The organism is Streptomyces sp. YIM 121038 (assembly GCF_006088715.1).
Classification (GTDB): domain Bacteria; phylum Actinomycetota; class Actinomycetes; order Streptomycetales; family Streptomycetaceae; genus Streptomyces.
On record NZ_CP030771.1, the window covers coordinates 9,947,363 to 9,973,004 of the forward strand.

At 73.3% G+C, this 25,642-nt stretch carries 17 protein-coding genes and 1 pseudogene; 13 read left to right on the forward strand and 5 right to left on the reverse strand.

What is annotated here, in order from left to right; translation table 11 throughout:
* Positions 1-30: 30 nt before the first annotated feature.
* From C9F11_RS41990 to C9F11_RS42005, 4 genes are read left to right on the forward strand one after another with little or no spacing between them, the layout of a single operon-like run.
* Positions 31-1,200, forward strand: a complete 1,170-nt coding sequence (locus C9F11_RS41990; protein ID WP_138965755.1) for a kelch repeat-containing protein — start codon at positions 31-33, stop codon at positions 1,198-1,200.
* A complete protein-coding gene (locus tag C9F11_RS41995; RefSeq protein WP_138965756.1) occupies positions 1,197-4,406 on the forward strand; it encodes a hypothetical protein in 3,210 nt (1,069 codons plus the stop codon). Before C9F11_RS41990 ends, C9F11_RS41995 begins: the two co-directional genes overlap by 4 nt.
* Positions 4,403-9,652 carry a hypothetical protein gene (locus C9F11_RS42000; RefSeq protein ID WP_138965758.1) on the forward strand — a complete coding sequence of 1,750 codons (5,250 nt, stop codon included), beginning with the start codon at positions 4,403-4,405 and terminating at the stop codon, positions 9,650-9,652. The genes C9F11_RS41995 and C9F11_RS42000 overlap by 4 nt, the downstream gene beginning before the upstream one ends.
* Positions 9,645-11,513: a hypothetical protein gene (locus tag C9F11_RS42005; RefSeq protein WP_212767885.1), complete on the forward strand. Its 1,869-nt coding sequence runs from the start codon at positions 9,645-9,647 to the stop codon at positions 11,511-11,513. The genes C9F11_RS42000 and C9F11_RS42005 overlap by 8 nt, the downstream gene beginning before the upstream one ends.
* 243 nt (positions 11,514-11,756) lie before the next feature.
* Here the strand turns inward: C9F11_RS42005 and C9F11_RS42010 are convergent, their stop codons facing one another.
* Both C9F11_RS42010 and C9F11_RS42015 read right to left on the reverse strand, forming a co-directional pair.
* Positions 11,757-12,374 carry a hypothetical protein gene (locus tag C9F11_RS42010; RefSeq protein WP_212767886.1) on the reverse strand — a complete coding sequence of 206 codons (618 nt, stop codon included), beginning with the start codon at positions 12,372-12,374 and terminating at the stop codon, positions 11,757-11,759.
* A 180-nt stretch (positions 12,375-12,554) separates the two neighbouring features.
* On the reverse strand, positions 12,555-13,232 hold the full coding sequence (locus tag C9F11_RS42015; RefSeq protein WP_138965760.1) for a DUF6629 family protein: 678 nt from the start codon (positions 13,230-13,232) through the stop codon (positions 12,555-12,557).
* A 644-nt stretch (positions 13,233-13,876) separates the two neighbouring features.
* On the opposite strand from C9F11_RS42015, the gene C9F11_RS42020 reads away from it, so the two are divergent.
* Positions 13,877-14,992, forward strand: a complete 1,116-nt coding sequence (locus C9F11_RS42020; protein ID WP_171076034.1) for a serine hydrolase domain-containing protein — start codon at positions 13,877-13,879, stop codon at positions 14,990-14,992.
* Positions 14,993-14,995: 3 nt separating this feature from the next.
* On the opposite strand, the gene C9F11_RS42025 is transcribed toward C9F11_RS42020, so the two are convergent.
* The gene (locus C9F11_RS42025; protein ID WP_138965762.1) at positions 14,996-15,928 is read right to left on the reverse strand and encodes a LysR family transcriptional regulator; all 933 of its coding nucleotides are present in this window, start codon (positions 15,926-15,928) and stop codon (positions 14,996-14,998) included.
* Positions 15,929-16,017: 89 nt separating this feature from the next.
* Here C9F11_RS42025 and C9F11_RS42030 point away from each other — a divergent pair, with 89 nt between their 5' ends.
* Positions 16,018-16,938, forward strand: a complete 921-nt coding sequence (locus tag C9F11_RS42030) for a zinc-binding dehydrogenase (protein ID WP_138965764.1) — start codon at positions 16,018-16,020, stop codon at positions 16,936-16,938.
* A complete protein-coding gene (locus C9F11_RS42035) occupies positions 16,935-17,915 on the forward strand; it encodes an alpha/beta fold hydrolase (RefSeq protein WP_138965766.1) in 981 nt (326 codons plus the stop codon). Before C9F11_RS42030 ends, C9F11_RS42035 begins: the two co-directional genes overlap by 4 nt.
* Positions 17,916-18,021: 106 nt before the next feature.
* Here C9F11_RS42035 and C9F11_RS42040 read toward each other — a convergent pair whose 3' ends face one another.
* Complete coding sequence (locus C9F11_RS42040; RefSeq protein ID WP_171076035.1) at positions 18,022-18,636, reverse strand: GNAT family protein; 615 nt, start codon at positions 18,634-18,636, stop codon at positions 18,022-18,024.
* A 484-nt stretch (positions 18,637-19,120) separates the two neighbouring features.
* On the opposite strand from C9F11_RS42040, the gene C9F11_RS47835 reads away from it, so the two are divergent.
* Positions 19,121-19,276, forward strand: a complete 156-nt coding sequence (locus C9F11_RS47835) for a hypothetical protein (RefSeq protein ID WP_171076036.1) — start codon at positions 19,121-19,123, stop codon at positions 19,274-19,276.
* Between the two features lie 1,958 nt (positions 19,277-21,234).
* Positions 21,235-22,761, forward strand: a complete 1,527-nt coding sequence (locus C9F11_RS42045; RefSeq protein ID WP_138965770.1) for a GMC family oxidoreductase N-terminal domain-containing protein — start codon at positions 21,235-21,237, stop codon at positions 22,759-22,761.
* A 109-nt stretch (positions 22,762-22,870) separates the two neighbouring features.
* On the opposite strand, the pseudogene C9F11_RS49135 reads toward C9F11_RS42045, so the two are convergent.
* Positions 22,871-23,020: pseudogene (locus C9F11_RS49135) on the reverse strand (IS5/IS1182 family transposase); the annotation flags it as partial.
* 576 nt (positions 23,021-23,596) lie between these two features.
* Here C9F11_RS49135 and C9F11_RS42055 point away from each other — a divergent pair.
* From C9F11_RS42055 to C9F11_RS42070, 4 genes are all read left to right on the forward strand, one after another.
* The gene (locus tag C9F11_RS42055; RefSeq protein ID WP_138965772.1) at positions 23,597-23,824 is read left to right on the forward strand and encodes a hypothetical protein; all 228 of its coding nucleotides are present in this window, start codon (positions 23,597-23,599) and stop codon (positions 23,822-23,824) included.
* 59 nt (positions 23,825-23,883) lie between these two features.
* Positions 23,884-24,693 carry a hypothetical protein gene (locus C9F11_RS42060; protein ID WP_269078154.1) on the forward strand — a complete coding sequence of 270 codons (810 nt, stop codon included), beginning with the start codon at positions 23,884-23,886 and terminating at the stop codon, positions 24,691-24,693.
* Positions 24,582-25,163 carry a dihydrofolate reductase family protein gene (locus tag C9F11_RS42065; protein ID WP_269078150.1) on the forward strand — a complete coding sequence of 194 codons (582 nt, stop codon included), beginning with the start codon at positions 24,582-24,584 and terminating at the stop codon, positions 25,161-25,163. The genes C9F11_RS42060 and C9F11_RS42065 overlap by 112 nt, the downstream gene beginning before the upstream one ends.
* Before the next feature lie 117 nt (positions 25,164-25,280).
* Positions 25,281-25,466: a hypothetical protein gene (locus C9F11_RS42070; RefSeq protein ID WP_138965776.1), complete on the forward strand. Its 186-nt coding sequence runs from the start codon at positions 25,281-25,283 to the stop codon at positions 25,464-25,466.
* Positions 25,467-25,642: the final 176 nt, after the last annotated feature.

Sequence of the window (25,642 nt, forward strand, 5' to 3'; positions counted from 1 at the left end):
CCGTACGGACGGCGCACCCGAGGAGCCTCGATGACCACCACCTCCCCCCAGGCCACCGGGTCCTGGACGCCCGCTCCCGGCCTGCCCCGGGCCGCCACCTGGTACGGGCAGCACGACAACGCCGTGCCGATCGCGGGCGGAAGCGCCGTCCTGGTCGCGGGGGGCGCCGACAGCACCTCGGCAGCCGTCAGCCATGCCGCCGTCCACGATGCCGCCGCGGGAACCTGGCTCCCGGTCGGAGCCCTGAACACGCCCCGCCGACTGCACACCCTGACCCTCCTGCCGGGCGGGAAGGTCCTCGCCACCGGCGGCACCAGCGGCCCCGCACCGGGCGCCCCCGCCCTCGCGACGACCGAGCTGTACGACCCGGCGACCCGCGCCTGGACCACCAGCGGCGCCATGGCGGGACCCCGCGCGGGCCACAGCGCGGTCCTGCTCGCCGACGGCAAGGTCCTCGTCGCCGGAGGCACCACGTTCCGCTCGCCCCAGAGCGCCAAGGCCCTGCGTACGGCAGAGCTCTACGACCCCGCGGCGGGCACCTGGTCGGCGGCCGGCGACATGACGGAGGCCCGCACGGGACACACCGCCCTGGCGCTCGCGGACGGAGCCGTCCTGGTCTGCGGCGGCACCGCACCGGTCGGCAGCGCCGACGAACCCGCCCTCGCCTTCTGCGAGCTGTACGACTCCACCACGAAGAAGTGGGCCCCGACCGGAAGCCTGCGCGCGGCCCGCAGCCACCACCAGGCCACCAGGCTCTCCGACACCACGGTCCTGGTCACCGGCGGCCTCGCGCCCCAAGCGCCCGGCGGCGGCGTGTTCGACCCGTTCAGCCAGCGCACCGCCGAGCTGTACGACCTGGCCGCCGGGGCGTGGAAGCCCGCGGCCGACATGCCCTCGGGACGCGCACTGCACCGCGCGCTCCCGTTCGGCCCGAGCGGGGTCCTCGTCGTCGGGGGCGCCGCCGACGACACGGACGAGGCGGGCTACCGCAGCGCCCTCCTCTACGACTCGGTCGCGGACACCTGGTCCCCGGTCGCGGGCCTCGCCGACGGCCGGTGGGCGTTCGCCGCCGCGCCGCTGCCGGGCGGGAAGGTCCTGGTCACCGGAGGCACGGCCCGCACCGGGGCGGCCGCCGCCGACCCCGCCCTGCCCGAACTGACGGCGAGCACGGAGGTCTTCACCGGCGGGGGCGCCTCGTGACCACGAACGCGTACTCCTTCCTGCCCTGGCTGCGCGCCGGGATCGCCACCCGCATCGCGGGCGACCCAGGGACCTCGGCGCGCGCCAGCCTGCCGGTCCGTCTGCGGATCTCCGGCGAGCCCCTCGAGGGCGGGCCGCTGACACAGGAGATCGAGCGGAGCGTCCAGCTCTACGGACCCGGAGACGTGACCGGCGTCGACCCCCGCGCGATCTCCCGCAGGGAACCGCGGCCCGGCACCACCAACTACGAGCCGAACTACCTCGCCCACATCGAGTTCTGCGACGAGGACTTCCCCTGGCGCTACAGCCCCGCCCCGCCCGACGACGCCACCAAGCGCCTCACCCCCTGGCTCGCCCTCGTCGTCCTCGCCGCCCAGGCCCCGGCGGACGGCACGGCACCGGAGTTCACCGAGAGCCCCCAGGGCAGCGGGCCGCTGCCCGTGATCGCCGTACGGGACACCGCCGCCACCCTGCCCCGGCCCGACCAGCTCGGCGCCTGGGCCCACGTGCACGTCAACGGCTCGCTGACGGGCCCCGTCGCCTCCGACAGCACGGCACCCGCCCTCGCCGCGCTCGCCGAGGTGCTCCGCACCCACGCCGACGACGCCTGCTCGCGGCTGATGTGCCCGCGCAGGCTGCGCCCGGACACGGCCTACGAGGCGTTCCTGGTACCGGCGTTCGAGACCGGTCGCCTCGCCGGGCTCGGCCTCGACCCCGCGGGCTCGCCCGGCGCCGTGTACCTGGCCTGGGGCCCGCCGTACGCGGGCAGGCCCGCCTCGGGGCACCTGCCGTACTACCACCGCTGGCAGTTCACCACGGGCAGCACCGGCGACTTCGAATCCCTCGTCCGGCTCCTTCGCCCCCAGCGGCCCGACCCGCGCGTGGGGCGCCGGGACATCGACGTCCACCGCTCGCCCGGCCTCGGGCTGCCCGGAATCCAGACACCCGTGGCGCTCGGCGGCGTCCTGCCGATGGGCGGCGCGCTCAAGGTGCCGCAGCCGCCGGGCACCGAGCCCGACGAGGCGGAGAACTGGGACAACTTCCACGACCGGCCGCCGCCCGCGGTCCCGTACCCGCACCCCTTCCAGAGCGCCCTGGCCGCGCTGCTCAACCTCGCCGACGACTACCAGCGCCACACTCCGGCCGCGGCGCACGCCGCGCTCGCGGCGACGCCTCTCGACGCGCCGCCGCCCGCGGCGGAGCCCGACCCGATCCTCACCCCCTCGCTGTACGGCAGGTGGCACGCCCTCACCCCCCGGCTCCTCACCCGCCAGGACGGCACCCCCGTCCCCGCGCCCGAGAACCGCAACTGGGTCCACCGGCTCAACCTCGACCCGCGCTTCCGCGCCGCCGCGCAGTGGGGTACGCGGGTCGTCCAGGCACGCCAGGAAGAGCTGATGGGCGCCGCCTGGGAACAGGTCGGGGACGTCCTGGCCGCCAACGCCCGGATCCGCGCCGCGCAGCTGGCGCGCGAGGTCGGGCACGTACTCCAGACCAAGCACCTGGACCCGGTGGGAGGCACCACGGCGGCGGAACGATCCGCCGCCGCGTCGGGGCGCTCACTGCGTCTGACCGCGCCCGCGCACGCGCGGGTGACGTCCGCCGTCACCGGGACCCCCGCCGCGGCCGCGGCGCCCGACGGGCAGGCGGAGAAGGTGGCGGTCGGGTTCCGGGTGGCCGCCAGCCAGGTCGCGGGCGCGCCGCTGTCCCCGGCGATGCGACGGATCACGCGGCCCGGATCGCGCCTGATGCGGACGCTGCCCTTCACCCCCGACCGCCCGCCGGACGCGCTCGTGCCCCGCATGGACGCCGCCTCCGGGGCGGTCACAGCCGCACCCGTGAAGACCACCCCGGCCGGGCTCGTCACCGCCGAACGGCTCGCCGCCGCACTGCACCCCGGCCCGCCACCGACGGACCCGGTCGACAGCCTCCCGCACAGCCCCGACTTCCGGCTCCGCGAGATCGGCGACGCGGTGGTGCCGAGGACGGGCACCACCGACAGCCCGGAAGCGGCCCGCTTCAAAGGCGCACTGCGCGAGCTGTACCAGACCCTGAACGTCGCCACCTCGGTCGGCAGGGCCGCTCCGCGCACGCGGCTCGAAGTCGCCGCCGCCACCGGCGCGGTGCTCTCCGCACTGCGCGCCGACACGACCGTGCCCAGAACGCTGCTCGGCTCGGTCGGCCTGCCCGAGCGGCTCCGCCCGTTCGCCGACGACTTCATCGAGGCGATGGCGTACCCGGTCTTCGACCTGCCCACCTACCAGGCACTCCTCGACCAGTCGGTCGACGCGTTCGTCCCGCACCTCGACCTGCTCCCGCAGAACTCGATCACCCTGCTCGCCAACAACCGCGAGTTCATCGAGTCCTACCTCGCCGGACTCAACCACGAGATGGCCCGCGAACTGCTCTGGCGGGAGTACCCCACCGACCAGCGAGGCACCCCCTTCCGGCAGTTCTGGGACCCCCGCACCGCACAGCCCAGGCCGGGGGAGAGCGCCGAGCAGCGGCGCGAGCGGTGCTACGACATCCCGCCCGTCCACACCTGGCCGACCACCGGACGGCTCGGCCGGAACGCCCATGACCGCGCCGGCACCGGACCCCAGAAGGAAGACCTGGTCCTGGTCGTGCGCGGCGAACTGCTCAAGAGGTACCCGACGGCCGCCGTCTACGCCCAGCGGGCCGAGTGGCCGCTCGGCACCGACGGCCTGCCCGACCTGACGCAGGAGCGGGTGCCCGTGCTCCTTCCCGACGAGGAGAGGCCGCCGCCCTCACTGGTGCGGTTCCCGCTGTACGAGGCGAGGATCGAGCCCGACATCACCCTCCTCGGGTTCGACCTGGACGCCGACGAGGCACGCGGCGCCCCACCCGCCGACGCGGGCTGGTTCTTCCTCCTCAAAGAGCGCCCGGGGGACCCCAGGTTCGGGGTCGACGACGCCGAGCCGACACCGGTGGAGGTGTGGAACGACCTGTCGTGGGCCGACGTCGACCCGCGCGGGCGCGGCTTCCTCGAACTCGACCCCCACCTCACCGTGCCCCTGGCCCACTTCGACGGCTCCGAGGACGACCAGGAGAAGCGCGAACAACGCGCCGAGGACGAGAACCTGCCGCTCTGGCACGCCGGCCTCAGCTCCGCCGACCTCGCCTACATCCTCTTCCAGGTGCCGGTCCTGGTGGCCGTCCACGCACAGGAAATGCTGCCGCGATGACGCACTCGACGCCACCCCCTGCCCCGCCCTCGGCCACAGCGGCGACCGCCACGCAGCTCAGTGACGACTTCCCCGTCCTCCTCGGCCCCGTACGGATCGAGACCCGCTTCACCCCGACCGAGCTCCTGATCCGGGTCTTCCCCGACGAGTGGGCCGTCGACAAGTTCGAGCCCCGGCCCACACCGGCCGAGATCGCCGCCCTCGACGCGTACTGGACCGCGCGCTGGGCCGCCGCGCGCGAGCCCGCCGCGCTCCGCGCCGCCCAGCTGGAGCTGGCCGGGCGGATCGCCCCCGGGCGGGCGGCCTGGCTCCTCGGCGTGCGGCTCCCGGCCAACCCCGGCGAGGAGCCGACCGCCGTCCCCGCCGGCACGACGGTGCTCGTGGTCGTGGGCCCCAAGCCGGTGGCCGCCGCGGACCGGCAGCCGACCTCCGCCTACTGGACCGCGGTCTGGCGCGCCCACGGCGACCGCCACCTGCTGCGGCAGGCCGACACCGCGCTGCTCACCGCGGTCGGCGCCACCCGGGCCGCCGCCATCAGGGGCCTGCGCCCCGCAGGTGTCGAAGGGGCGCCCGCCGGCACGGGCGACGCCGTCCACGTGGCCTTCCTGGTGCTGCCGCCCCCCGCGGCGGGATCCACCGAACCCGAGTCATGGACCCGTGCCGCGCGCGCCCGGCTCCTTCCCGAGCGCTTCCAGGCACTGGGCTACGCCGACGGAGAGCAGGTCCTGTCCGCGACCGGCGCGCCCGTGCCCGACACGCTGCCCGTGAGCCCCGACCCCACAGCCGCCGACCAGATCTCCGTGAACCCGGTCACCGGGGCCCTGCACGTCCCCGACGAACTGCGCTGGCTCACCGACTTCGACCGCGCCGTCGCCCTCGGCATGGGCCTGCGCGTCCCGCTGGACGACCGCACGCGCGGCGGCCTCGACCGGCTGCTCGTGTTCGGCCTGCGCAAGGAGACCGACCCGCTCGCGTCAGCGCAGCAGCTCACCGACCTGATCACCCGGCAGCTGCGCGGCCCCGACGGATACGCGCTGCTGCCGCAGGGCACCCCGACCAACAACACCGAACGGCTGCCCGCGGGACGCGGCGACGCCGACGAGGCGGAGTCGGCCCTGCGCCCGGCCGCGGCACCGGCCGCCGAGGCCACCGACTGGACCACCGAGACCGACGGCCGGCGCTTCGCCGAACTCCTCGGCCTCCCGGCCACAGTCCTCGACGGCATGCCGCACGCGGACGGCACCGACCAGCGCGAGGCCCGCGCCGCCAACACCGCCCTGTGGCCCGTGACGTGGGGCTCCTTCCTCCAGACCGCCCTGCACCCCGTCCTCGACGCCGAGACCGTCCGCAAGACCAGGGACTTCTTCCTGCGCCACGTCTCCGGGCGGGGCCCGGTCCCGGCCGTCCGCATCGGCAGCCAGCCGTACGGCATCCTGCCCACCACCGCGTTCTCCCGCCTCGCCTGGCCCGACTCGGCCGCGCACCTGCGCGGCCTGCACCGGCTGCTGAGCGCGGCGGCCCAGGACTGGCAGGCCGCCGCGGACAAGGTCGCCCACCTCGGTGAGGACACCGGCGACCCCCACCAGCTCCTCCTGGACATCCTCGCCCTGCACCCCACCTCGGCCGAGTACCACCAGCGGTACGCACACAGCGTCGAGGACCTCTTCAACCGCGAGAACCTCGGCGGCCGCGGCGCCGACGTCCTCCCCGCGCTCGACCGCCTGAACATGCCCGGACCGCTGCGCGCACTCCTCGCCCGCCTCGGCCACCCCGACGGCGGCCCGGACCACGACCCCGACCTGCTGCGCAAGCTGTTCACCGACGCCCAGCAGCCGTTCCTCGCCCCCCTGGTCGACGACCGGCCCCTGTCCGAGACCGACCCCGTACGCGCCTGCACCTCCGACGGCCGCAACTACCTGCGCCTGCTCGCCGACGAAGCGGGCGTCAGCCTCGACGCGGTCCGCCTCGAACGCGGCTTCACCGACGACGCGCCGCCCGCCGCGCTGCTGTACCTGCTGCTGCGGCACGCGGTGCTGCTCGGCTGGGCCGACGCCGCCCGCGACCTCGCCGTCGCCGCCGGTGCGGCCACGCCCGACGAACTCGCCGCCGACCCGCCGTTCGTGCACGTACGGATACCGGAGCCCGGACAGGCACTGCCGAGCGAGAGCCGCTTCCGCAGGCTGTACTCGCCCGAGCGCGCCGTGACGGGAAGCCCCGACCAGCTCCTGGCCGACTTCCTCCCGGGCGTGCTCGGCAAGACGCCCGCCACCGCCGAACTCGCCGAGCAGATCAAGGCCCTCGGCATCCTCGCCGACCTGCCCACGGCCCGCCTGGAGCGGCTCCTCGCCGAACACCTCGACCTCGCCACCTACCGGCTCGACGCCTGGCGCATCGGCCTGGCCACCGCACGCCTGGAGGAACTGCGGTTCGGCCCGAACGGCGGCGCGGTGCCCCGCCCGGGCCTGCACCTCGGCGCCTACGGCTGGCTGGAGGACGTCCGGCCCTGGGCGGCGCAGCTCACCCCCGTCGAGCTGACCGGCGAACTCGCGGAGATCTTCGGTGACGGCGAGCCGCTCCTGCACGACCCGCGGAACGCGGGCTTCGTCCACGCGCCCTCGCCCGGCCACGCCAGGACCGCCGCCGTCCTGCGCGCCGGATACACGGCCAACGCCGGCCCCGACCACCCCGACACCTTCGCCGTGAACCTCAGCTCGGAGCGGGTGCGGACCGCGCTCGGCCTGCTCGACGGCCTGCGGCAGGGCCAGCCGCTCGGCGCGCTGCTCGGCTACCGGCTCGAACGCGGCCTGCACGACCGGCACGACGAGGCGGAGGTCGACCGCTTCGTCACCGCGCTGCGCGCACAGTTCCCGCTGCGCGCCGGAAAGATCCCGCAGACGGCGCCCGACCCCGCCGACCACGTCCCGATCGAACAGGTCGAGGCGCGCAACGTCGTGGACGGCCTCGCCCTGGTCCGGCACGTGACCCGTACCGGGGTCCCGGACACCTACCCGTTCGGCCTGGACGGCGTGCTGCCCCCCGCCACCCCGGGCCAGGCCGCGGCCCTGACCGCCGAAGTCCGCGCGCTCCTCGACGTGCACGACGCGCTCGCCGACCTCGCCGTGGCCGAAAGCGCCCACCAGGCCCTCGCCGGGAACACCGAGCGCGCCTCCGCGACCCTCGACGCCTACGCCAAGGCGGGCTTCCCGCCCCCGCCCTCCGTGGTCGAGACCCCGCGCGGCGGCACCACCCTCACCCACCGCCTCGCCCTGCGGCTGCGCCCCGGCCTGCGCCCGGACGGCCGCGCGACCCCCAGGGCACAGGCCGAACCCGCCGTCGACGACTGGCTGGAGGGGCTGCTGCCGGACGCGGACGACGTCGTCGCCCGCGTCACCTGGACCGACCCGGTGAACGGACAGGACCGAAGCCGGAACATCGCCCTCGACGACCTCGGACTCGACCCGATCGACCTGCTGTGGACGGTCCGCTCCACGGGCGCCGAGGCGATGACCGACCTGGAGGACCGGATCATCGGCGCCGTCATCGACCGCGACCACCCGCGACCGGACACGGCCCTGACCATCCGCCACACCGCACGCGTCCCCGGCAAGGTCACCTTCTTCGAACTCTCCCCGCTCATCGGGGCGTTGCGCACCCTGCTGACCACCTCGCGGCCCCTGCGCACCAGCGACCTCGTGCCCGCCGCGGGCACCGCGCCCGTCGACCGCGCCGCCGACGACGCGGTGTCCCTGCCCCGCGCCCGCCCGGCCGCCGTACGCGCCTCCCTCGCCGCACTCGACGAGGAGGCCGCCGACTACGTCCACGACTTCGCACCGCTCTACCCCGGCCCGCCCGCGCCGCCGGCGCGGGCCGCGGTGCTCACCGCCATCGACGGCTTCCTCACCCGATACGCCGCGCTCGCCACCACGGCGTCCGGATTCGGGATGGTACGCAGCGGCTGGGGCGAGCTCGTCCAGTGGCGCGGGAGCGCCTACGCCGACGTGCTCGCCGCGGTCGCCACCACCGCGGCACGCATGACACGGGCACTGGCCGACGCCGACGCGCTGCTCGCCCGCTACGACGCGCTGCCGCCCGCCACCGCCGACAGCGAACGCTTCCGCGTGCTCCAGCAGGCCGAGCGCCTCCTCACCACCCGCCCGACCACCCCCCTCCCCAACAGGCCCGCGCAACTGCGCGGGATCGTCGGCAGTCGCCGCACCACCTTCCGCAACCGGCTCCAGGCCCTCAACCGGCAGGCACAGACGGCGAAGAGCACGCTCAGCGGGCTGCTCGCCGAGGTGTCCGACCTGCTGCCGCTCACCGACATCGACCCCGCCGGGCTCGACCTGACACCCGTCGAGGACCGGGTCGTCGCCTTCGGCCGCGAACTCCTCGACCGGACCCGCGCCCTGCGCACCGACATCGCCGACCGACTGGCCTCGGCGGACACCGCGCTCACCGCGTACGACCAGGCGGTGACCGCCCCCGACCGGGTCGCGGCGGGCACCGAGGCACTCCGGGCGATGCTCGGCCCCGAGGCCGTCGTCGTACCCGAGTTCACGCCGCCCGCCGCGCTCACCGCCGAGTGGACCAAGGCCCGCAGGGACAGCGGCAAGCTCCTGGAGCACCTGACCCGGCCCCCGGTGGACAGGGACTTCCCGCTCGACGACTGGATCCACGGGCTCGCGCGGGTCCGCGAGACGCCCCGCCTCTGGGAGCGCGCCGTGCAGCTCAGCTCCGCCCTGCGCGACGACGACGAGGAGCCCGAGCTGGCTCCCGTCCAGCTCCCGTACCGCCAGAACGACCACTGGCTCGGCATGGAGTTCGCCCCCGGCGCCGCGATCACCGAGGACAGGCTGCTGTTCACGGCGCACTACGCCGACGGCGCGGACGAGGACGAGCCGCACTGCGGACTGCTCCTCGACGAGTGGACCGAGGTCATCCCCGCCGAGCGGGAGACCACCGGGATCACCGCCGACGTGGACCGCCCCGACTCCGAGCCGCCCCAGGCCATGCTCCTCGTCGCACCGCCCGTACGCACCGGCACCTGGGACACCTCCGACCTGGTGGCCGCGGTCCACGAGACCTTCGCGATGGCCAGGGCCCGCGCCGTGGAGCCCGTACATCTGGAGGACAGCGCCTACGCGCACCTGCTGCCCGCCACGCTCCTGTCGGCGACCACCCCGCCGATCACCATCAGCACCGATCTGTCGATCGCGAACGTCCGCTGGAAGGCCGACCATGACTGAGCCACGCATCGCGGACCTCGCCGCGGCGCTGCGGGACCGCGCGCACCCCGCCGTCGGCGTCTGGAACCGGCTCGAAGGCAGGCCGCGCACCACCGACTTCGACCGCGCGCTGCGCGCGGAGGTGCGGGACGCGCTGTGGCTGCTGACCCGGCAGTGGCAGCTGGGCGAGTTCCGGGGCGCCGACGCGGGCTCGCCCGTGACCGCCCGGTACGCCGTGACCACCAGCACGCCCAGCCGGTTCCGCCCGGGGAACGGACCGGCCGAGCCGCTGCCCACCGACAGGCCGCTGGAGACGGTCGCCGAACGCCGGCCCCTGCCCTTCACCCTCGGTGCCGACCGGATCTCCTTCGACCTGCGCCTCGCGCTCGGCCGCCGCTGGCTCAAGCTGGTCTCCGGCGTGCCGGTGCTGCGGGCGCACGACGTGCCCGAGCAGTTCACGGCGCGCTATCCCGTCGCGCTGCCCGACCCCGCGGACGAGGCCGACCGCGCGCTGGTCGCGCACCCGGAGGTCTGGGCGACCCTGCAGGCGCTCGCGGGCCGCCGCATGGACGGGCACCTGCTGTACCAGCACCTGAAGGCGGGTGGACACCCCTCGGACGGCATCGACCTGCCCCGCCCGCACCGCGCGACCCTGGACGCGCTCGGACCCCGACTGACCTCCTGGTTCGACCAGTTGATCGACTCCCCGGCCGGGGTGACCGCGGAGCGGCCGCAGGGGAACGCCACCTGGGACGCCAGGCGCCTCGAGCACTCCTTCGCCATCTCGGCACCCGCCCCCGGCGGCGGGGAGCGCGTCCTCACGGCCGCCGAGCACCCGGGCGGCCCACTCGACTGGCACGCCTTCTCCACCGACTCCGGCGGCTCGCTCGGCGGCACGGATCCGGCACCCGTACCGGCCGCACGCACCGTGTTCCCGGCGCCGGTCAGCTTCGCGGGGATGCCCCTGCCGCGCTGGTGGGCGGTGGAGGACGGCAACACGAACTTCGCCGCCGTCACCCCGGACAGCACCGACCTGGCCCGGCTCGTCTTCCTGGAGTTCGCGCTCGTCTTCAGCAACGACTGGTACCAGCTTCCCTGCGACGTGCCCGCCGGAACACTGGCCACCGTCCAGGGACTCGCGGTCACCGACGTCTTCGGGCAGCGCCGGTGGATCACCCCGGCGGGCACGGGCGAGCGCCACGACTGGCAGCGCTGGTCGATGTTCACGCTCGGCACCGACGGCGAGACCGGCCTGCTCCTGCCGCCGGGCACCCCGAAGGTCGCCACCGGCCCCCCGCTGGAGGGCGTGGCGCTCGTACGGGACGAGAGCGCCAACCTCGTCTGGGGCATCGAGGAGACGGTCCAGCTCGCCCACGGCGGAGGGCGCAACGGCGACGAGGCCGCCGCCGAGAGCCTCGCCCAGCGCCGCAGGCTCCACCCGCCGCCACCGGCGGACGACCCGCGCGCCGACCTCACCTACGAGATCGCGAGCCCGGTCCCCGAGAACTGGATCCCCTTCATCCCCGTCCATGTGCCGGGGGACAGCCGGAACGTGCAACTCCAGCGTGCCGCGATGCCCAGCGAGGTGGACGGCACCCCGGTCCGGCCCCGCACGTCCCTGCTGCGGGAGGGCCTTGACGCGGGGCGGCCGTACTTCCTCAACGAGGAGGAGGTCACGCGCACCGGAACCCGGGTCACCGTCGCCTTCAACAGGACCCGGTGGCGGGACGGCCGCGTCGTCGTCTGGCTCGCGGCCCAACGCGCCACGGGCCACGGCGAACGCTCCAGCGGCCTCGCCTTCGACCTCCTGAAGAACGCCTCCGCCTCCCCGCCGCAGATGTCCGACGCGGACCGCCGGGCCCGGCGGACGCCGTCCTCGTAGTGCGGGCGCAGATCGCGCTCCGCGATGTGCAGATCCCGTCCGGCCTGGTAGATCCGGTCCCGACGGGAGGCCAGGGCTCGCAGCACCGTCCGCTCGCCACCGGGGGCACGTTGGTCCGGCCCGGTCATGGCCCGGTGATCTGCTGGTCGCTGTCGGCGTGCGGACCGCCGCGAGCTACGGCAACACCCCGACGGGCATCGCCCCGCAGCGCCCGCACCAGGACGGTTCGCCACCGGTGCCCGGCTACAGATACGGCAGCACGAAGTCGTAGCCGGCCTTGCGGTGGGCGCCACCGGCGGGGCAGACGCCGTCGGTGGGGTAGCCGTAGAAGAAGAGGCCGTAACACTTGTCGCAGAAGCGCCAGTTGCGCTGCGACTTGCCGTTCTCGGGAATGTCGTGCGGCAGCACGAAGTCGTAGCCCGCCATGCGGTGCGCGCCGCCGGTGGGGCAGCGGCCGTTGGTCGGGTAGCCGTAGAAGAACTGGCCGTAGCACTTGTCGCAGAAGCGCCAGTTGCGCTGCGCGGTCGGCGTCTCCGGTACGTCGTGGGGCAGGTTGAAGTTGAATCCGGCAGAGTCGTGGCCGCCGCCCGCCGGGCACGCGCCGTCCGACGGGTAGCCGCGGAAGAACAGGCCGTAGCACTTCACGCAGAACCGCCAGTCCGCCTGGCTCGCGCGGACCGATACGGGACTCCGCCTCGGTCCTGCCGCCGCCGCGGGCCCGGCGAAGGCCCCGGCCATCGCGGTGGCGCCCGCCGCGCCCGCGGTCGCCTTGAGCACGGTGATGAGCATGGTGCGCCGGTCCGGGTTCTCGGTGTCGCCGCCGCCCTGCGGCGACCCCGGCTTGGGCTGTCTCACGTCCATGTGTGACTCCTTGGCTCCGTCGGTTCCCGTCATCACGGATCACGGGAACCGGCGCCTGCGGCACGGGATGTCAAAGGCTCACCCCGGCACCAGGCCTCCCTGGGACTCCGGTTCACCGAGGCGCCCTCACCGTGCCCCAAGGCTCCGTAGGCTGCCAGTGCGGTTCCGGTCAGTGGAACGTCAAGGCCTTCGGTGGGGCTGGGAGCGGTGACCGCCCGACCGGGAAGCCGCCGCTCCCGGGGCGGCGGAGTGGCGTTGCCCGGCCCAGTGGTACAGCAGCACCGAAGCCACCGCGGCGGCCGCGCACCAGGTGGAGATGAACTCCCGCCGCCACAGGACGAAGGACACCGCGGCCCCGATCGCGGTCAGGACACCGAGGAGGATGAGGACGCGGTCCCCGGAGAGGAGCAGGGCGCCGATGGTGGCGAGCAGATAGCCCGCGATGGTCAGCTCCGTGTGGGACAGCCCGAGGGCGTAGCCGACCGTGTGCCCGCGAATCTCGGCGCTTACGGTACGAGTGACCAGCGCGTACGCGAGCACTGCCGCTGTCGCGATGCCCGCGGCGAGGGGGATGAGCAGGCGGCGGTGGGCGCGGGGCGGCGCGGCGCACAGGACAGCGGCGGGTACCCACAGCGGGAGCAGGGGCAGGGCGATGACGGCCCACGCGACGGTGGCGGGCCCGGTCCCGCCGTCGTGGTGCCAGACGGCGGCTTCGATCAGCTGGTGGACTCCCAGGAGGACGGGAAGCGCGGCCAGGGGCAGGTCGCGGGGGCGTCGGGCCGCCCGGGCCACGGTGGCGACTCCTACGGCCGTGATGCCCGTACCCGCGATGAGGTCGGCTGTCGCGCTCCAGCACATGGGGCCAACGGTACGGCTGCGCCGGGCTTGTCGGGAGTGGGCTCGCCAGGGCTGTGCAGGGGTCCTCCCCAGAGGCCCGCATGCGGTCGACCGGGGCGCGCGTCGAGCACGTCCGCGATTGTCGAGGCTCCGGCGCGGCGCCGGGTCCGACTCGGCCGTCACCTCCCCTTGAGTGCCCACAGGGGGGGGCGTGGTCCGGCTCCACCTCCTCCGTGCGGCGCCCGTACCGGGCGCGCAGGACCAGCAGGACGATGCCGCCCACGACGCCGGCACCGGCGTACCCGACGACCATGTCCTGCTCGACCGGCGACTCGCTGATGTGGGCAACACCGTTCCGCGACACCCAGACGCGGTCACCGCCGGAGCGGCTGCCCACAGCACGACCGTCACCACCACGGAGAGCCGAGATTCCGGCTGCCCCGCACGCCGAACGTCCCTCACCGCCTCGTCCCCGGGCTGCTGACAGCGTCGAGGCGGTGTCGTCGGCAAGGAGGTGGGGTTGGCCCCCGACCGGATACGGCGACGAGCCCCATCGCGACGGAGTGGCCGCTCCAGCAAGCTCATTGTTCACGGGGCCGACCGCATGGCAGGCCCTGCGACGGGGACGGATGCGAGTCGTCAGCACTGCTGATCGGGAGGCCGGGATGAAGCGCGTGCAGCGCGTGCTGGTGACGGTGGCGACGGCGGTTGCGGTGCTCGCGGCACCGACCGCCGCGCTCGCCGTGTCGGGGACGGCGGATCGCACCGGGTTGCAGGGAGGGCTGGACGAGATCACCGCGCAGAGCGCCGTGGGCGCGCTGATGGAGGTACGTGACGAAGACGGCGTGTGGCAAGGCACCAGCGGGGTCGCCGAGCGGGGCACGACGCGGCCGGTCCCGGCACACGGCCGCTTCCGGATGGGCAGCATCACGAAGACGTTCCTGGCCACCACCGTCCTGCAACTCGTGGCCGAGGGCCGCCTGCGGTTGGACGACACGCTCGGAAGGTGGCTGCCCGGTGTCGTCCCCCGCGGTCACCGGATCACCGTGCGGCAGCTGCTCAACCACACGAGTGGAGTGCCGGACTACCGCCGCGCGCTGCCGCTGCCACCGGCGCCGGAGTTCCTGGACAACCGCCTGCGGACCTGGTCCGCGGCCGAGCTGATCCAGCGGGCGGTGGCCGATCCGCCGACGTTCGAACCCCCGGGCTCCGGCTACGCGTACTCCAACACCGGCTACCTGCTGCTCGGCCAGATCGTCGAGAAGGCGACCGGCCGTCCGTACGGCGAGGAGATCGAACGCCGGATCATCCGACCCCTGCGGTTGCGCGGCACCTCGGTGCCGGGGACGTCCCCGCGCCTGCGGGGGCCGCACCCGCACGGCTACGTACCGATACAGCGGGCCACCGGAAGACAACTCGTCGACCTCACCGTGATGAATCCGTCGCTGCTGGGCGCCGGCGGCGAGATGATCTCCACGACGAGTGACCTCAACCGGTTCATGGCCGCACTGCTCGCTGGACGCCTCCTGCCCGGCCACCTGCTCGACGCCATGCGGACACCAGGAACCAAGGACCGTACGTACGGGCTGGGACTGCGCCGACAGGACACCTCGTGCGGGATCCGCGTGTACGGCAACGACGGTGACGCCCTGGCCTACCAGGCCTGGTCGTTCACTACCGAGGACCGGCGCCGCCAGGTCACCGTCGCGCTCACGCCCGACTTCCGCGGCGATCCGGACGACGCCGTCGACGCGCTCCTCGACAAGGCGTTCTGCGGCTGACCCTCACCCGGCGGACCGAAGAGGCGGCTCGGGCAGCCAGTCCCGGGTCGGGTCGTACTCCAGCCACCGGCTCCGTTTCGCCTCCTCCGCACAGGCGGTGGCGAGCCCGTCGAGGCCCGGATGCCCGTTGCCGGTGCGCCACAGCAGCGACCAGGCGTACAGCGGCGTGGGAGCGACGAGGGGCACCGAGCGCAGTCCGGGGACCTCCGGCAGAGGTACGTCCGCGGGGACCAGTGAGAAGCGTCGTGGCCCCTGTGCCACCTCGGCGAGGAAGTGGGCGAGCCCCAGGTTGACGCTTGCGGCCGTGTCCCGGATGTCGAACCGGACGGCGAACTGGTGGAGGAAGTCGAGCCGGTCCAGAGCGCCGGGCGTCCACAGCACGCTGTCGCGCAACTGGTCCGGCCGCAGCGCCGGTTCGGCCGCGAGGGGGTGGTCCGCGCTGAGTACGGCGTCCACCGGTTCGAGGCGGACGAGGCGATGGGCCAGGCCGCCGGGCAGCGGAGGGTGGACACGGCCGAAGGCGGCGTCGGTGTCGCCGTGCAGCAGTGCCGCAGATACCGAGGCCAGGTCGCGCCCGTGCCCCAACGCCAGTTCCCCGGCTCGCCCGGCGACCTGGGCCAGCGAACGCATCGGCGCGTAGAGGTGCCCCCAGACGTCCACGCGCAGCGGACGGTCCTCGCCGACCACCGCCGTGACGGCGGCGTCGGCCGCGGCGACGGCCTGCCGGGCCGGCGCGAGGAAGCGCTGTCCGGCCTCGGTGAGGCGTACGCCGCTGCCGCCGCGGTGGAACAGCTCGGTGCCGAGCAGGGACTCCAGCCGCGCGATCCTCTTGGACAGGGCCTGCTGGGACAGGGCGAGCGTCCCGGCCGCCCGCCCGAAGTGCAGCTCGTCGGCGGTGCGCACGAAGGCACGTACCTGCGCCACGTCGAGATCCATGGCTCTCACCATAGGTGACAACTGATGGTTGTCGGCCTCGCCCGGTCGTTGTTGGATCCCGTGGGGCCGTACGGGGTTGCATCCTGGGCATGCACAGACTGATCCCCACGGGGCGAGCGGCGTGCCCCGTCGCTTTCGCCGAGGTCCCCCAGCCCGTGCCGGAGCCCGACGAGGCACTGGTCAAGGTCGAGGCGTTCGCGCCCAACCGGGGCGAGACCTTCCTTCTCGAACACCCCCGGCCGGAACTGCTGCCCGGCAAGGACGTCGCGGGGCTCGTCGTCCAGGCGGCGGCCGACGGCTCCGGCCCCGGCATCGGCACCCGCGTCGTCGGGCATCCGGCACAGGGCGGCTGGGCCGAGTACGCTGCCGTGCCCACGCACTCGCTCGCGGTGCTCCCGGACGGCATCGACAGCACACGGGCCGCGGCCCTTCCCCTGGCCGGGATCACCGCCCTGCGGCTGCTGCGTACGGCCGGTTCCCTGGCCGGCCGCAGGGTGCTGCTGACCGGCGCCTCCGGTGGCGTCGGCCACTACGTCACCGAGATGGCCATCGGGGCCGGAGCGGAGCTGACCGCGGTGACGGCCACGCCGTCGCGCGGTGAGCGGCTCGTGGAGCTCGGCGCGCGGGTGGTGCACGAGGTCGCCGCGGCGCGGGGGCCGTTCGACCTCGTGCTGGAGTCCACGGGTGGCCCTGATCTGCCGCTGGCCCTGTCGAAGACGCGCCCGGGCGGCACCCTCGTCTGGTTCGGCCAGGCGAGCCGCACCCCGGCGACCCTCGACTTCTTCCAGCTCCTCCGCGGCCCCGAGCGCGCCACGATCCAGCACTTCCACTACGCCGGCGCCCCGTACGACTCCGATCTCGCCGCACTGGTACGCCTTGTCGAACAGGGCCGACTGCACCCGGAGATCGGCCGCACCGCCGACTGGGCACACACCGCCGACACCCTTGTCGACCTGCGAGAGCGCCGGATACGCGGCAAGGCCGTCCTGACGATCGGAGGAGCACGATGAACGCCACCGAGTACGCCGCCGCCCAGTGGACCCGCGCCACCGGTGCGGGCGTGGACCCGCACGAGTACCGACGCGTCACCGAGGACCTCACCTCCGTCACCGACTGGGGACCCGCCTTCCTGCACACCGGGCACACCTACCTCCAGCGCGCGGACAACGCGGAATCGCCCCTTTCCGCAGGTGAGTACCTGCTGACGGCGGCCCGATGGTTCCACCTGGCCACCCTCGCGCCGTACGCGGAAGCACATCGGGCGGCCGCCGAAGCGGATCGCGCCCTGGGCCGGGCACTGGCGGTGCTGGAACCCGGTGCGCGGCGGGTGAGCGGCGAGGGCTTCACCGGCTGGCTGCGCGGCCCCGCCGACGCGCCGGGGACCGTGGTCGTCGTCCCCGGCCTGGACTCGGCCAAGGAAGAGTTCCTGGATCTGGTGTCCGCGCTGCTGGCCAGGGGGCTCGCGGTGTTCGCGATGGACGGCCCCGGACAGGGCGCCCTCGCGGCCACCACGACGTTCGTGCCGGACTACGAGAGGGCCGTGGGCCGAGTCGTCGACGCCCTGGGCGTCACCCGCATCGGTCTCGTCGGCCTCAGCCTGGGCGGCTACTTCGCGGCCCGGACCGCGGCGCTGGAGCCGCGCGTGGCGGCCGCCGCCACCGTCAGCGGCCCCTTCCGCCTCGACTGGCAGGAACTGCCCCCGCCCGTACGCGACCTCATGGCCCAGCGCGCCGGAGGGCCCGACGCCGCCCACGCGTTCGTACGCCACGTGGATCTCGTCCCCCTGGCACCCCGCATCGCGGCGCCGCTCCTGGTCGTGGACGGCGGCCAGGACGTCATCCCCGGCGTGACCAACGGCGAGCCCCTGGCCCGCCTTGCACCGCGCGGCAGCTACCTGTCCGTCCCGCACGGCGACCACCTGCTCGGCAACGCACGCCCTGACTGGCTGCCGCGGCTCGGCGACCACATGGCCGACAGCCTGACGTGACCTGCTACCGCGGGAAGCGGGTCGGTGCGCTGGGCACCGCGGCCGCGGACGAGAGCCGGACCGGGCCCGCCGCCAGACGCTCACGAACGGGCGAGCGAACGCCGCGTTAGGCCACGGCGGACCGGAAAGTCTGCGGCTCTTGTTCCTGTCGCCGAAGGAGGGCAAGGGCCTCGCGCAGCGTGAGGTGTGCCCGAGCGCGCCATTCGTGTTCGAGGATGGTGAACATGTAGCAGTCCCACCAGCGTCCGTCGCGGAAGTAGAGCTCCCGGACCTTCCCGTCCCGCGTGCTCCCGGAGGCGAGGAAGAGCCGCTGGGCGGCGAGGTTGTCGACCGCTGTCATGAACCACAGCCGATGGACACCGAGTTCGTCGAAGGCGAGGCCCGCGACGAGCTGGCTCGTCTCATAGCCCGCCGAGAGGTTCGCCAGGTGGGGCCGCAGGATGATCGAGTGGCTGTAGACACTCGAGTACTGCTCGCGCTCCACCGTCACCGTGCCGACGAGGGCGCCGTCCTCCCGCTGGACGATGGCGAGCCGGTGTCGGCTCCGAGCGGGATCCGCCTGGTCCGCCTCGGCCTCACGCACCAGATCGACGACGGCCTCGTACGACATCGCACCGGACGAGGTGTGGCGCATGACATGAGGGTCGCCAAGGATCTCGGCCAGCACGTCGGCGTCGGACGGGACGAACTCCCGCAGCGCGAGCGTGGCACCCTCGCGCACGACACGAGCGGTGGGCGGAAGACAAACGACCGAGGAGAGGGCGACTGTACTCACGGTGTTCTTACTGATCCTCTGTGTATGAGTGAGAAGGGCCGGCGAGGTACCCCCACCCCACAGACTTCCGGCGGACGGGACCCTTCGATCCTCTCGGATCGTTAGACGTGGCTGTTGTCTGGTGGAGGGCGGTACGTGAGGTCCCGAAGAGCGGGGCATCACGTGTAGTGAACCGCCCACCGATCAACAACCGATCAACACCGGCGTGACGAGGTGCCCCTGAAGCCGGGAACAACCCTCTGGATCCGTGCCCATGAGATCTTCGTCCGAGATCTTCGTCATCTGCGTTGTCCGGCGGTGCTGGGTGTGGGGGTGCCCGCTGTGTGGGGCGTTCAGCGGGCGTTGGTTGTGGGTGGGTGAGCGGGTACCGGGGGTTTGCTGTGGGTGGCTGTTTGTTGGTGGGTTGGTGGGTTGGTTCTAGGGGTGGGGTGTGGTGGTGATGGTGCTGGTGAAGGCGGTTTGGTTGTTCTGGGTGGCGGTGATGTGGGTGGTGGCTGTGCCGGTGCCGGTGCCGGTGCCGGTGCCGGTGGTGTGGGTGTCGGTTGTGCTGGTGGTGGTGATGTGGGTGGGGTGGTGTATTCGATGAACTGAGGAATGTGGGTGGGGGGGTGGGGGGGTGGGGTGGGGCGGTGGTGTGTGGGGGGGGCGGGTGAGGGTGCATGGCGTGCCGATCCCGGCAATCAATCCGGTCGGTGTTGTCTGCGGCGTTGTGGTGGCGGTCAGGCGCGTATCGCCGTGTCGGTGGCGATGGGCTGGCGGTGGGTGGCGTGTGGCGAGCTGGCCTTCGATGAGCATGCCTGGCGTGGTTGACGATTGGCGAAACGGGGAGCGGGTGGCGTCGTCGGAGGTCCATGGTGGGGTGGGGTGGGGAGACGTCGTGAGGGTTCCGGCGGTCGAGTGGGGTGGGTGGGTGGGGGGAAGTGGTGGGGTTTAGGGGGATTGCGACGCGCTGGCAGATTTGCGGTGAGCGGAAGGTTTTGCGGTCGCGCGGTGGGGTGATCGGAGGATTACGTGGAGGTGGCGGTGAGGCGGCCGTCTGCGCGGCGGCTGATCGGACGGACATGGGTGGGTGGGGTGGTGGGGGTGTGTTGCATGGCGTGGGGGCTGATGTCGGTGGGGAGTGCCAGATGAGGTGGTGGTTGTGGGGGTGGTAGGCGTTGTGGGCGAGGAGGGGAAGCTGGCGGATGGTTTCGATGAACGGGGAGGGTCGTTGAGGTGGGGGTGGGGTGTAGAGGGGTGGTGCCGGCCATCACGGTGACGGTGCAGGTGTCGGGGCGCAGGGTGTCGTAGTGAGGATCCCGGCGGGTTGTGTTTGTTAACGTGGTGGGGTGCGGAGGGTGGGCTGTGCGGGTGTGTGGGTGGGGTGTGCGGGTGTCGGGTGAGGTGCTGGGTGACAGGCATGGTGAGCCCCGCTGAGTGGTTGCGAGTGACCGCTTGCACTTGTGCTCGGTTGGCGCTGTCTCGCCGTCCAGCAACATAACGAGTGTTCTTTTTGTTGTCGAGGGGTGTCCGGATCCTGCCCGTGGCACGGGGTGCCGTGGCTGGGGGGCGGGGTGCGGGGCGGTGGGGGAAGGGCGGCTCGTCGGGCGGGTGCACCCGGAGGCGCGGCGAGTGCCGGTGCGGGGTGCGGCGGGGGCGGGGGTGGTGGCGGAGTTGACCGGAACTGTTCGCCCGGGGCGGGGAGTTGGGGGTGCGGGGCGGGGTGTGAGGGGCGGTTGGGTGGCTGAAAGTGGAAGGTCGTCATCCGTGGTGGGGGCGGGTGGCTGTTTCCCGCCCCTTGGCTGTGGCTTGACGGTGCATCAGTTTTCTGGCGCCTTCACCCCCGCCGGGTACCTCGCCGCCCCCGGCGCTGTCGCTCTCCGCCGAGTTTCCCGCCGCTCTGGTGTCTTTGGCTCTTTCTGCCGTCCTGGGTTGTTCGTCTGCGGGCTTGCCACACCGCGGCCCTGACACGAGCCCGCGATCGGCGGGGCGGGCCGGTCGCGGGCTGCGGGGCATCAAATACCCTCTGTTCGTAGTGTGTTGAGTGACTCAGGCCCCCGCTGCCCTAGGTTGCCGATATCCATTTCGACACCTAGGGCCTGTGCGGAGTCGTGATCAGGTTGTGGCTGGACACCGATCGGAGTGCCTGGACGGAGGTGCCGTGCGCTGGGCAGCGGCCGGGCTTCGCCGTCGTCCTACGGCGTATGGAGCAGCGGGCGGTGGAAGCAGTGCGCAGGGTCGGGACCGGTCCGGCGCGCGGGAGCGAGGACTCACCACTGCCAGACGGGCCGGCCAGCACCGGCAAGGGCCTCTCGCGCACCATGACCATCAGCTCCTGGACGGGGTCGTCTCGGCCGAAGAAGCGGTCTTGGTCACCTGTTTCGTAGCGCGTCAGCCCCAGATACGGGGCCTGGTCGGCGGTGTTTCGGACCATCACGGTGACGGAATCAAGGTGACGGAACCAAAGGGCACGCAATCTTCCCGCCGTGCTTCCGTGATGCTTCGATATCTGATGGCGGCTGGGCGAAGCCGTGCAGGAGTGACGACGCTCCGAAGGAGGACCGCTTGCCGGGATTCGACTTCGTCATCGTGGGCGCGGGGACGGCCGGCTGTGTGCTGGCGGCGAGGCTGTCACAGGACGTGAACACTCATGTCCTGCTGATCGAGGCGGGGGGCTCAAAGGTGCTGCCCGCGCAGACCTCGCCTCCCGCATGGCCGACCCTGCTCCAGACCCCCGCGAACTGGGGGGACTGCACCGTCGAGCAGTCGGCCACCGGCACATCCATACGGCTGCCGCGAGGGCGCGGGCTCGGCGGATCCTCGGCGATCAACGGCATGGTCTTCGCCCGCGGCCACCACTTGGGCTACGACCGGTGGCCCAGCCAGGGCGCCAGGGGCTGGGGCTTCGACGATCTGCTGCCGTACTTCCGGCGCAGTGAGACCGCGGTGGGCCGCGATCCGGCACTGCGCGGGATCGGCGGCCCCCTGACCGTGGGACCCGCTGACCCGCCGCATCCGGTCATCGAAGCGTGCCTGGAAGCGGCCGCGGAGACGGGGTATGCCAGGGCCGCCGACATCAGCGGCGGCCTGGAGGAGGGCTTCGGACTGGCGGACCTCAACATCGTCGACGGCAGGCGGCAGAGCGCCGCCGACGCCTATCTCGCGCCAGCCCTGGAGCGGCCCAACCTGAGCGTCGTGACCGACGCCCTGGTGCGACGGCTGCGCATCAGCGGCGGGCGCTGTGTCGGCGTGGAGTACCGCACCGGTACCGACGAGGTGACCGTCGACTGCGCGGGTGAAGTCGTCCTGACTGCCGGTGCCGTCGGCTCCGCGCAGCTGCTGCTCCTGTCGGGGGTCGGCCCGCAGGCCCATCTGGCCGACGTGGGCGTCACGACCGTCCTCGACCTGCCGGGCGTCGGCGCCCGGCTCCACGACCATCCGATCGTCAGCGTCACGTCGAGCGCGGCCCGCCCGCTGCCGCCACGGCGCAACAACCACGGCGAAGCCATCGGTCTCATACGCAGTGACCCCGCTGTCGAAGAGCCGGACCTCCAGGTCGTCTTCGTCGACTTGCCTTCCCATCTGGCCTCGGCCAACCCGGAGGACGGCTACACCATCGCTGTCTCCGCGATCCGCCCGTACAGCCGCGGCACGCTGCGGCTGGCAAGCGACGATCCCGGTGCGGCGCCGGTGCTCGATCCGGGTTACTACACCGACGAGCGTGACCTGGCAGCGGTCGTCGCCGGTGTGCGGCTCGTCCGGGAGATCGGCTACGCCCCGGCGCTCGCGCCGTGGCGTGGTCGGGAGGTGGTTCCCGGGCCGGACGCGGACGACGACGATGCCGTGCGCGGGTTCGTGCGCCGGACCCTCACCTCGTACTGCCATCCGGTGGGCACCTGCCGGATGGGGGCCGATCCCCTCTCTGTCACCGGTCCCGACCTGCGGGTCCACGGCATCGACGGACTCCGGGTCGCCGACGCCTCGGTGTTCCCGTCCATTCCGTCGGCCAATACGGTCGCCACGGTGTACGCCGTGGCCGAACGAGCCGCGGACCTGCTGCGCGGCACCGACTCCAGGAGGGCATCGTCATAAACGTGCTGTCCACCCTGCCGCCGGAGCGGCTCTCTGTCCCCCACCCGCACGAGCTGTCGCCGCACCGCCTGCCCGCCGTCGCATACCTTTCTAGACGGAGTTCGGGTCTTCAAGTGAGGCTGCGGAGCCAGATGATCGCGCCGTGGAGGTGGAGTGCGGCGAGGTAGCTCTCGGGGGTCTTGTCGTAGCGGGTGGCGATACCGCGCCACGCTTTGAGTTTGTTGATCAGGCGCTCGACCGTGTTGCGGTCCCGGTAGAGGCCGGCGTCGTAGGTGAGGGGACGCCCGCCGCGGCGGCCTGCCCGGGGGCGAGCGCGAAGGACAGCGGACGGCAGCGCCGTTCGGCCGCCAGGCGCACCGTGCTGGTCAGCCCGCCCCGCGAACGCCCCAGGGCGGCGGCCTTCGCACAGGCCCTAACGGGAGGGGCAGGGTGCCCGATGAAGGGCGTGGCGGGCGACGGCGGCGCGTCGGAGCGCGTCGTGCCAGGGTGCGCACACGCACTCCCGGGCGCCGTGCGGGATGCGCCCGGCGCCCGGTGAGCGTCATGAGTGAGCCTCCGCAGCCTGGATGCGGGCCCGCTCCTTCCTCCTTGTGAGTGATCGACTGATGTGCGGCACGGGCCGAGCATGGAGGCAGGGCCTCGTGTGGGGCCGTTCGTTCCTCCTTGATGAGGTGTGGTTGTGTGGTGTCAGAAAGCGGCTCCGCGCCTCGTGCTCGGCTGCGCGCTCACCGCTGCTGTGATCGGTCTGGCGCCGGGTGCGGTCCACGCGGAACCTCGGGCCCAGGCGCGTGCCTTGGAGCCGGCCTGTGACGCACCGAGCACTGGTGAGTGCTACGTGCAATGGTTTGATCGCTTAGGCAACCGGACCATCGATCGCGACCCGGAGATCGGCGTCTGCCGCAACGTGGCCGCGGGCGCGGTGAGCGGCACCAATCGCACCAACCTCCCGCTGCACTTCTGGCCCAGAGCCAACTGCCGCGACAGCCCGACGTTCCTGCTCCCCGCGGGCTTCTCCTGGAACGACCCCTTCCAGCCCTACTTCTCGTACATGCCTGCCCGCTGAGGCGCGTCGGGCAAGGGGTGCCCTCCCCCCCCTGGAGCCGGGCGCGCAGCTCCGTCTCTGTGCTCTCGCTGCTGCGCAGGATGAGCGTGCCCTCACGCGCGTGGGGCTGGGAGCTGGCGGAGGGCACCCTGCGTGCAGACCGTGCCGTGTCGGGCACGGCCGCGGACGTGGAGTGGTTCCTCGACACCGGCCAGCACATCGCCCGCGCCCGCGACCAGGAGTCCGCCACCATCGAGGAACTCGTGGCGGTGGTCGAACGCGAGGGCAAGAAGGCCGACGCGAAGACGAAGCAGGCCGAAGAGGCCGCCGCCCGCGCCCAGACCGCCGCGGAGAAGGCCAAGGAAGCGGCGGAGAAGGCCGCGGCCGAGGCCAAGGCGGCCCGGGCCGACGTGGTGAAGTCCGGCAGAGCCGCACGCAAAGCCGCCGAGTCGGCCAAAGGCCCGGCCAACTCCGCCCGGGCCGCGATCCGCGCCTCCCACGCCGCCGTTCAGGCCTCGCGCCGCGCCGCCTACGCCTCCACCGCAGCGAGCCAGGCCGCCGCCAGCGCGGGTCCGCCGCCGCAGCCGCCTACGGGGCCGCCATCGCCGCGTCCAAGGACGCCCGCGCGCGGCCGCCGCCAAGAACGCCGCCGTCGCCGCGCGCAACGCCGTAGCCAAGGCCCGCACCGCGTGGCCGATGAGTTTGTGGCCCCCGGCCGGTCCAAGCTCGTGACACCTCAGGAAAGGACACTGCCATGTCGGAGCTTCTCGTCGACTTCATCACTTCCCTCGACGGTCACGCATCGGGAGAGGGATGGCCCGGGTTCTGGGGCCTGGAGGGCCCGGAGTACCTCGCATGGCTCGGGAAGCAGCCCGAGGTCACCTATCTGATGGGAGCGAACACCTACCGCCTGATGTCGGGCTTCGCCGCGGGCGAGGTCCCCGGCGGCCAGGACGAGTTCAGGCCCGAGGAAGAGGCGTCCGTGGACGAGCTCACGCAAGCGTCCAAGGTGGTGTTCTCCTCCTCCATCGAGGAGCCGCTGACGTGGGCCAACTCCACGCTCGTGCGCGGCGACGCCGTCGAGGCGGTCCGTGCCATGAAGTCGGGCGGCTCGGGGCTCCTCAGCACGATCGGCAGCCTCAGTCTGTGCCGGTCCCTGCTGCGGGCCGGACTCGTCGACCGCTTCCGGGTCGTGATGTTCCCGGTGATCACCGGGGCCACGGGCGCGGAACGCATCTACGACGGCTATCCGGACGTCGCCCTGGAGATGACCGAGCACCGCACCTTCGACGGCCGCATCCAGCTCGTCGAGTACAAGCCCCGCGTGCTCGAGCACCCACCGCTCCACACCCCCGCGTGACCTCACCCCGCCCGCCGGTCTGCACGGCCGCCAGGCCGCGCCGACGGGCGCAGAGCAAGACCTGATAGGGGGCGAACGGCCAACGTCAGGACGCCCGGGGACCTCGAGGACGACGTGGTGGAGCTGGCCCGCGCGGAGGCCCGGCAGTGGCTGACGGTGGGTGCCACCTCGCCGGTCACCGTGGCGGTTGACACCCTGGGCGGCGCGGCCGCGGAGCAGCACTACGGCTCCGACTTGGTGCGCCGTGGTCTGGAGCTGGTGAGCGGTGCCCGCGACTCGCTGATGACCTTCGGGCGCCGGTAGGCGGGTGGGATGAGCGAGACGACCACGCCCGTCGCGCGGCCGGAGCTGCCCGCCACCGACACGCCGGAGCTGTGCGGCGGCCTTGCCTGCGTTGCGCTGTATGCCGCTCGTGAGGCCGCCAGGAAGCGACGACTACGCCCGGGGCGGGCTCACCGCGATGGCCCAGGGCGACACGC

Coding starts and splice junctions, on each gene's coding strand:
- C9F11_RS42000 (WP_138965758.1), top strand. CDS start 4,403: ATGACGCACTCGACGCCACCCCCTGCCCCGCCCTCGGCCACAGCGGCG.
- C9F11_RS42025 (WP_138965762.1), bottom strand. CDS start 15,928: ATGGATCTCGACGTGGCGCAGGTACGTGCCTTCGTGCGCACCGCCGAC.
- C9F11_RS42035 (WP_138965766.1), top strand. CDS start 16,935: ATGAACGCCACCGAGTACGCCGCCGCCCAGTGGACCCGCGCCACCGGT.
- C9F11_RS42030 (WP_138965764.1), top strand. CDS start 16,018: ATGCACAGACTGATCCCCACGGGGCGAGCGGCGTGCCCCGTCGCTTTC.
- C9F11_RS41990 (WP_138965755.1), top strand. CDS start 31: ATGACCACCACCTCCCCCCAGGCCACCGGGTCCTGGACGCCCGCTCCC.
- C9F11_RS42020 (WP_171076034.1), top strand. CDS start 13,877: ATGAAGCGCGTGCAGCGCGTGCTGGTGACGGTGGCGACGGCGGTTGCG.
- C9F11_RS42005 (WP_212767885.1), top strand. CDS start 9,645: ATGACTGAGCCACGCATCGCGGACCTCGCCGCGGCGCTGCGGGACCGC.
- C9F11_RS42015 (WP_138965760.1), bottom strand. CDS start 13,232: ATGTGCTGGAGCGCGACAGCCGACCTCATCGCGGGTACGGGCATCACG.
- C9F11_RS42010 (WP_212767886.1), bottom strand. CDS start 12,374: ATGGACGTGAGACAGCCCAAGCCGGGGTCGCCGCAGGGCGGCGGCGAC.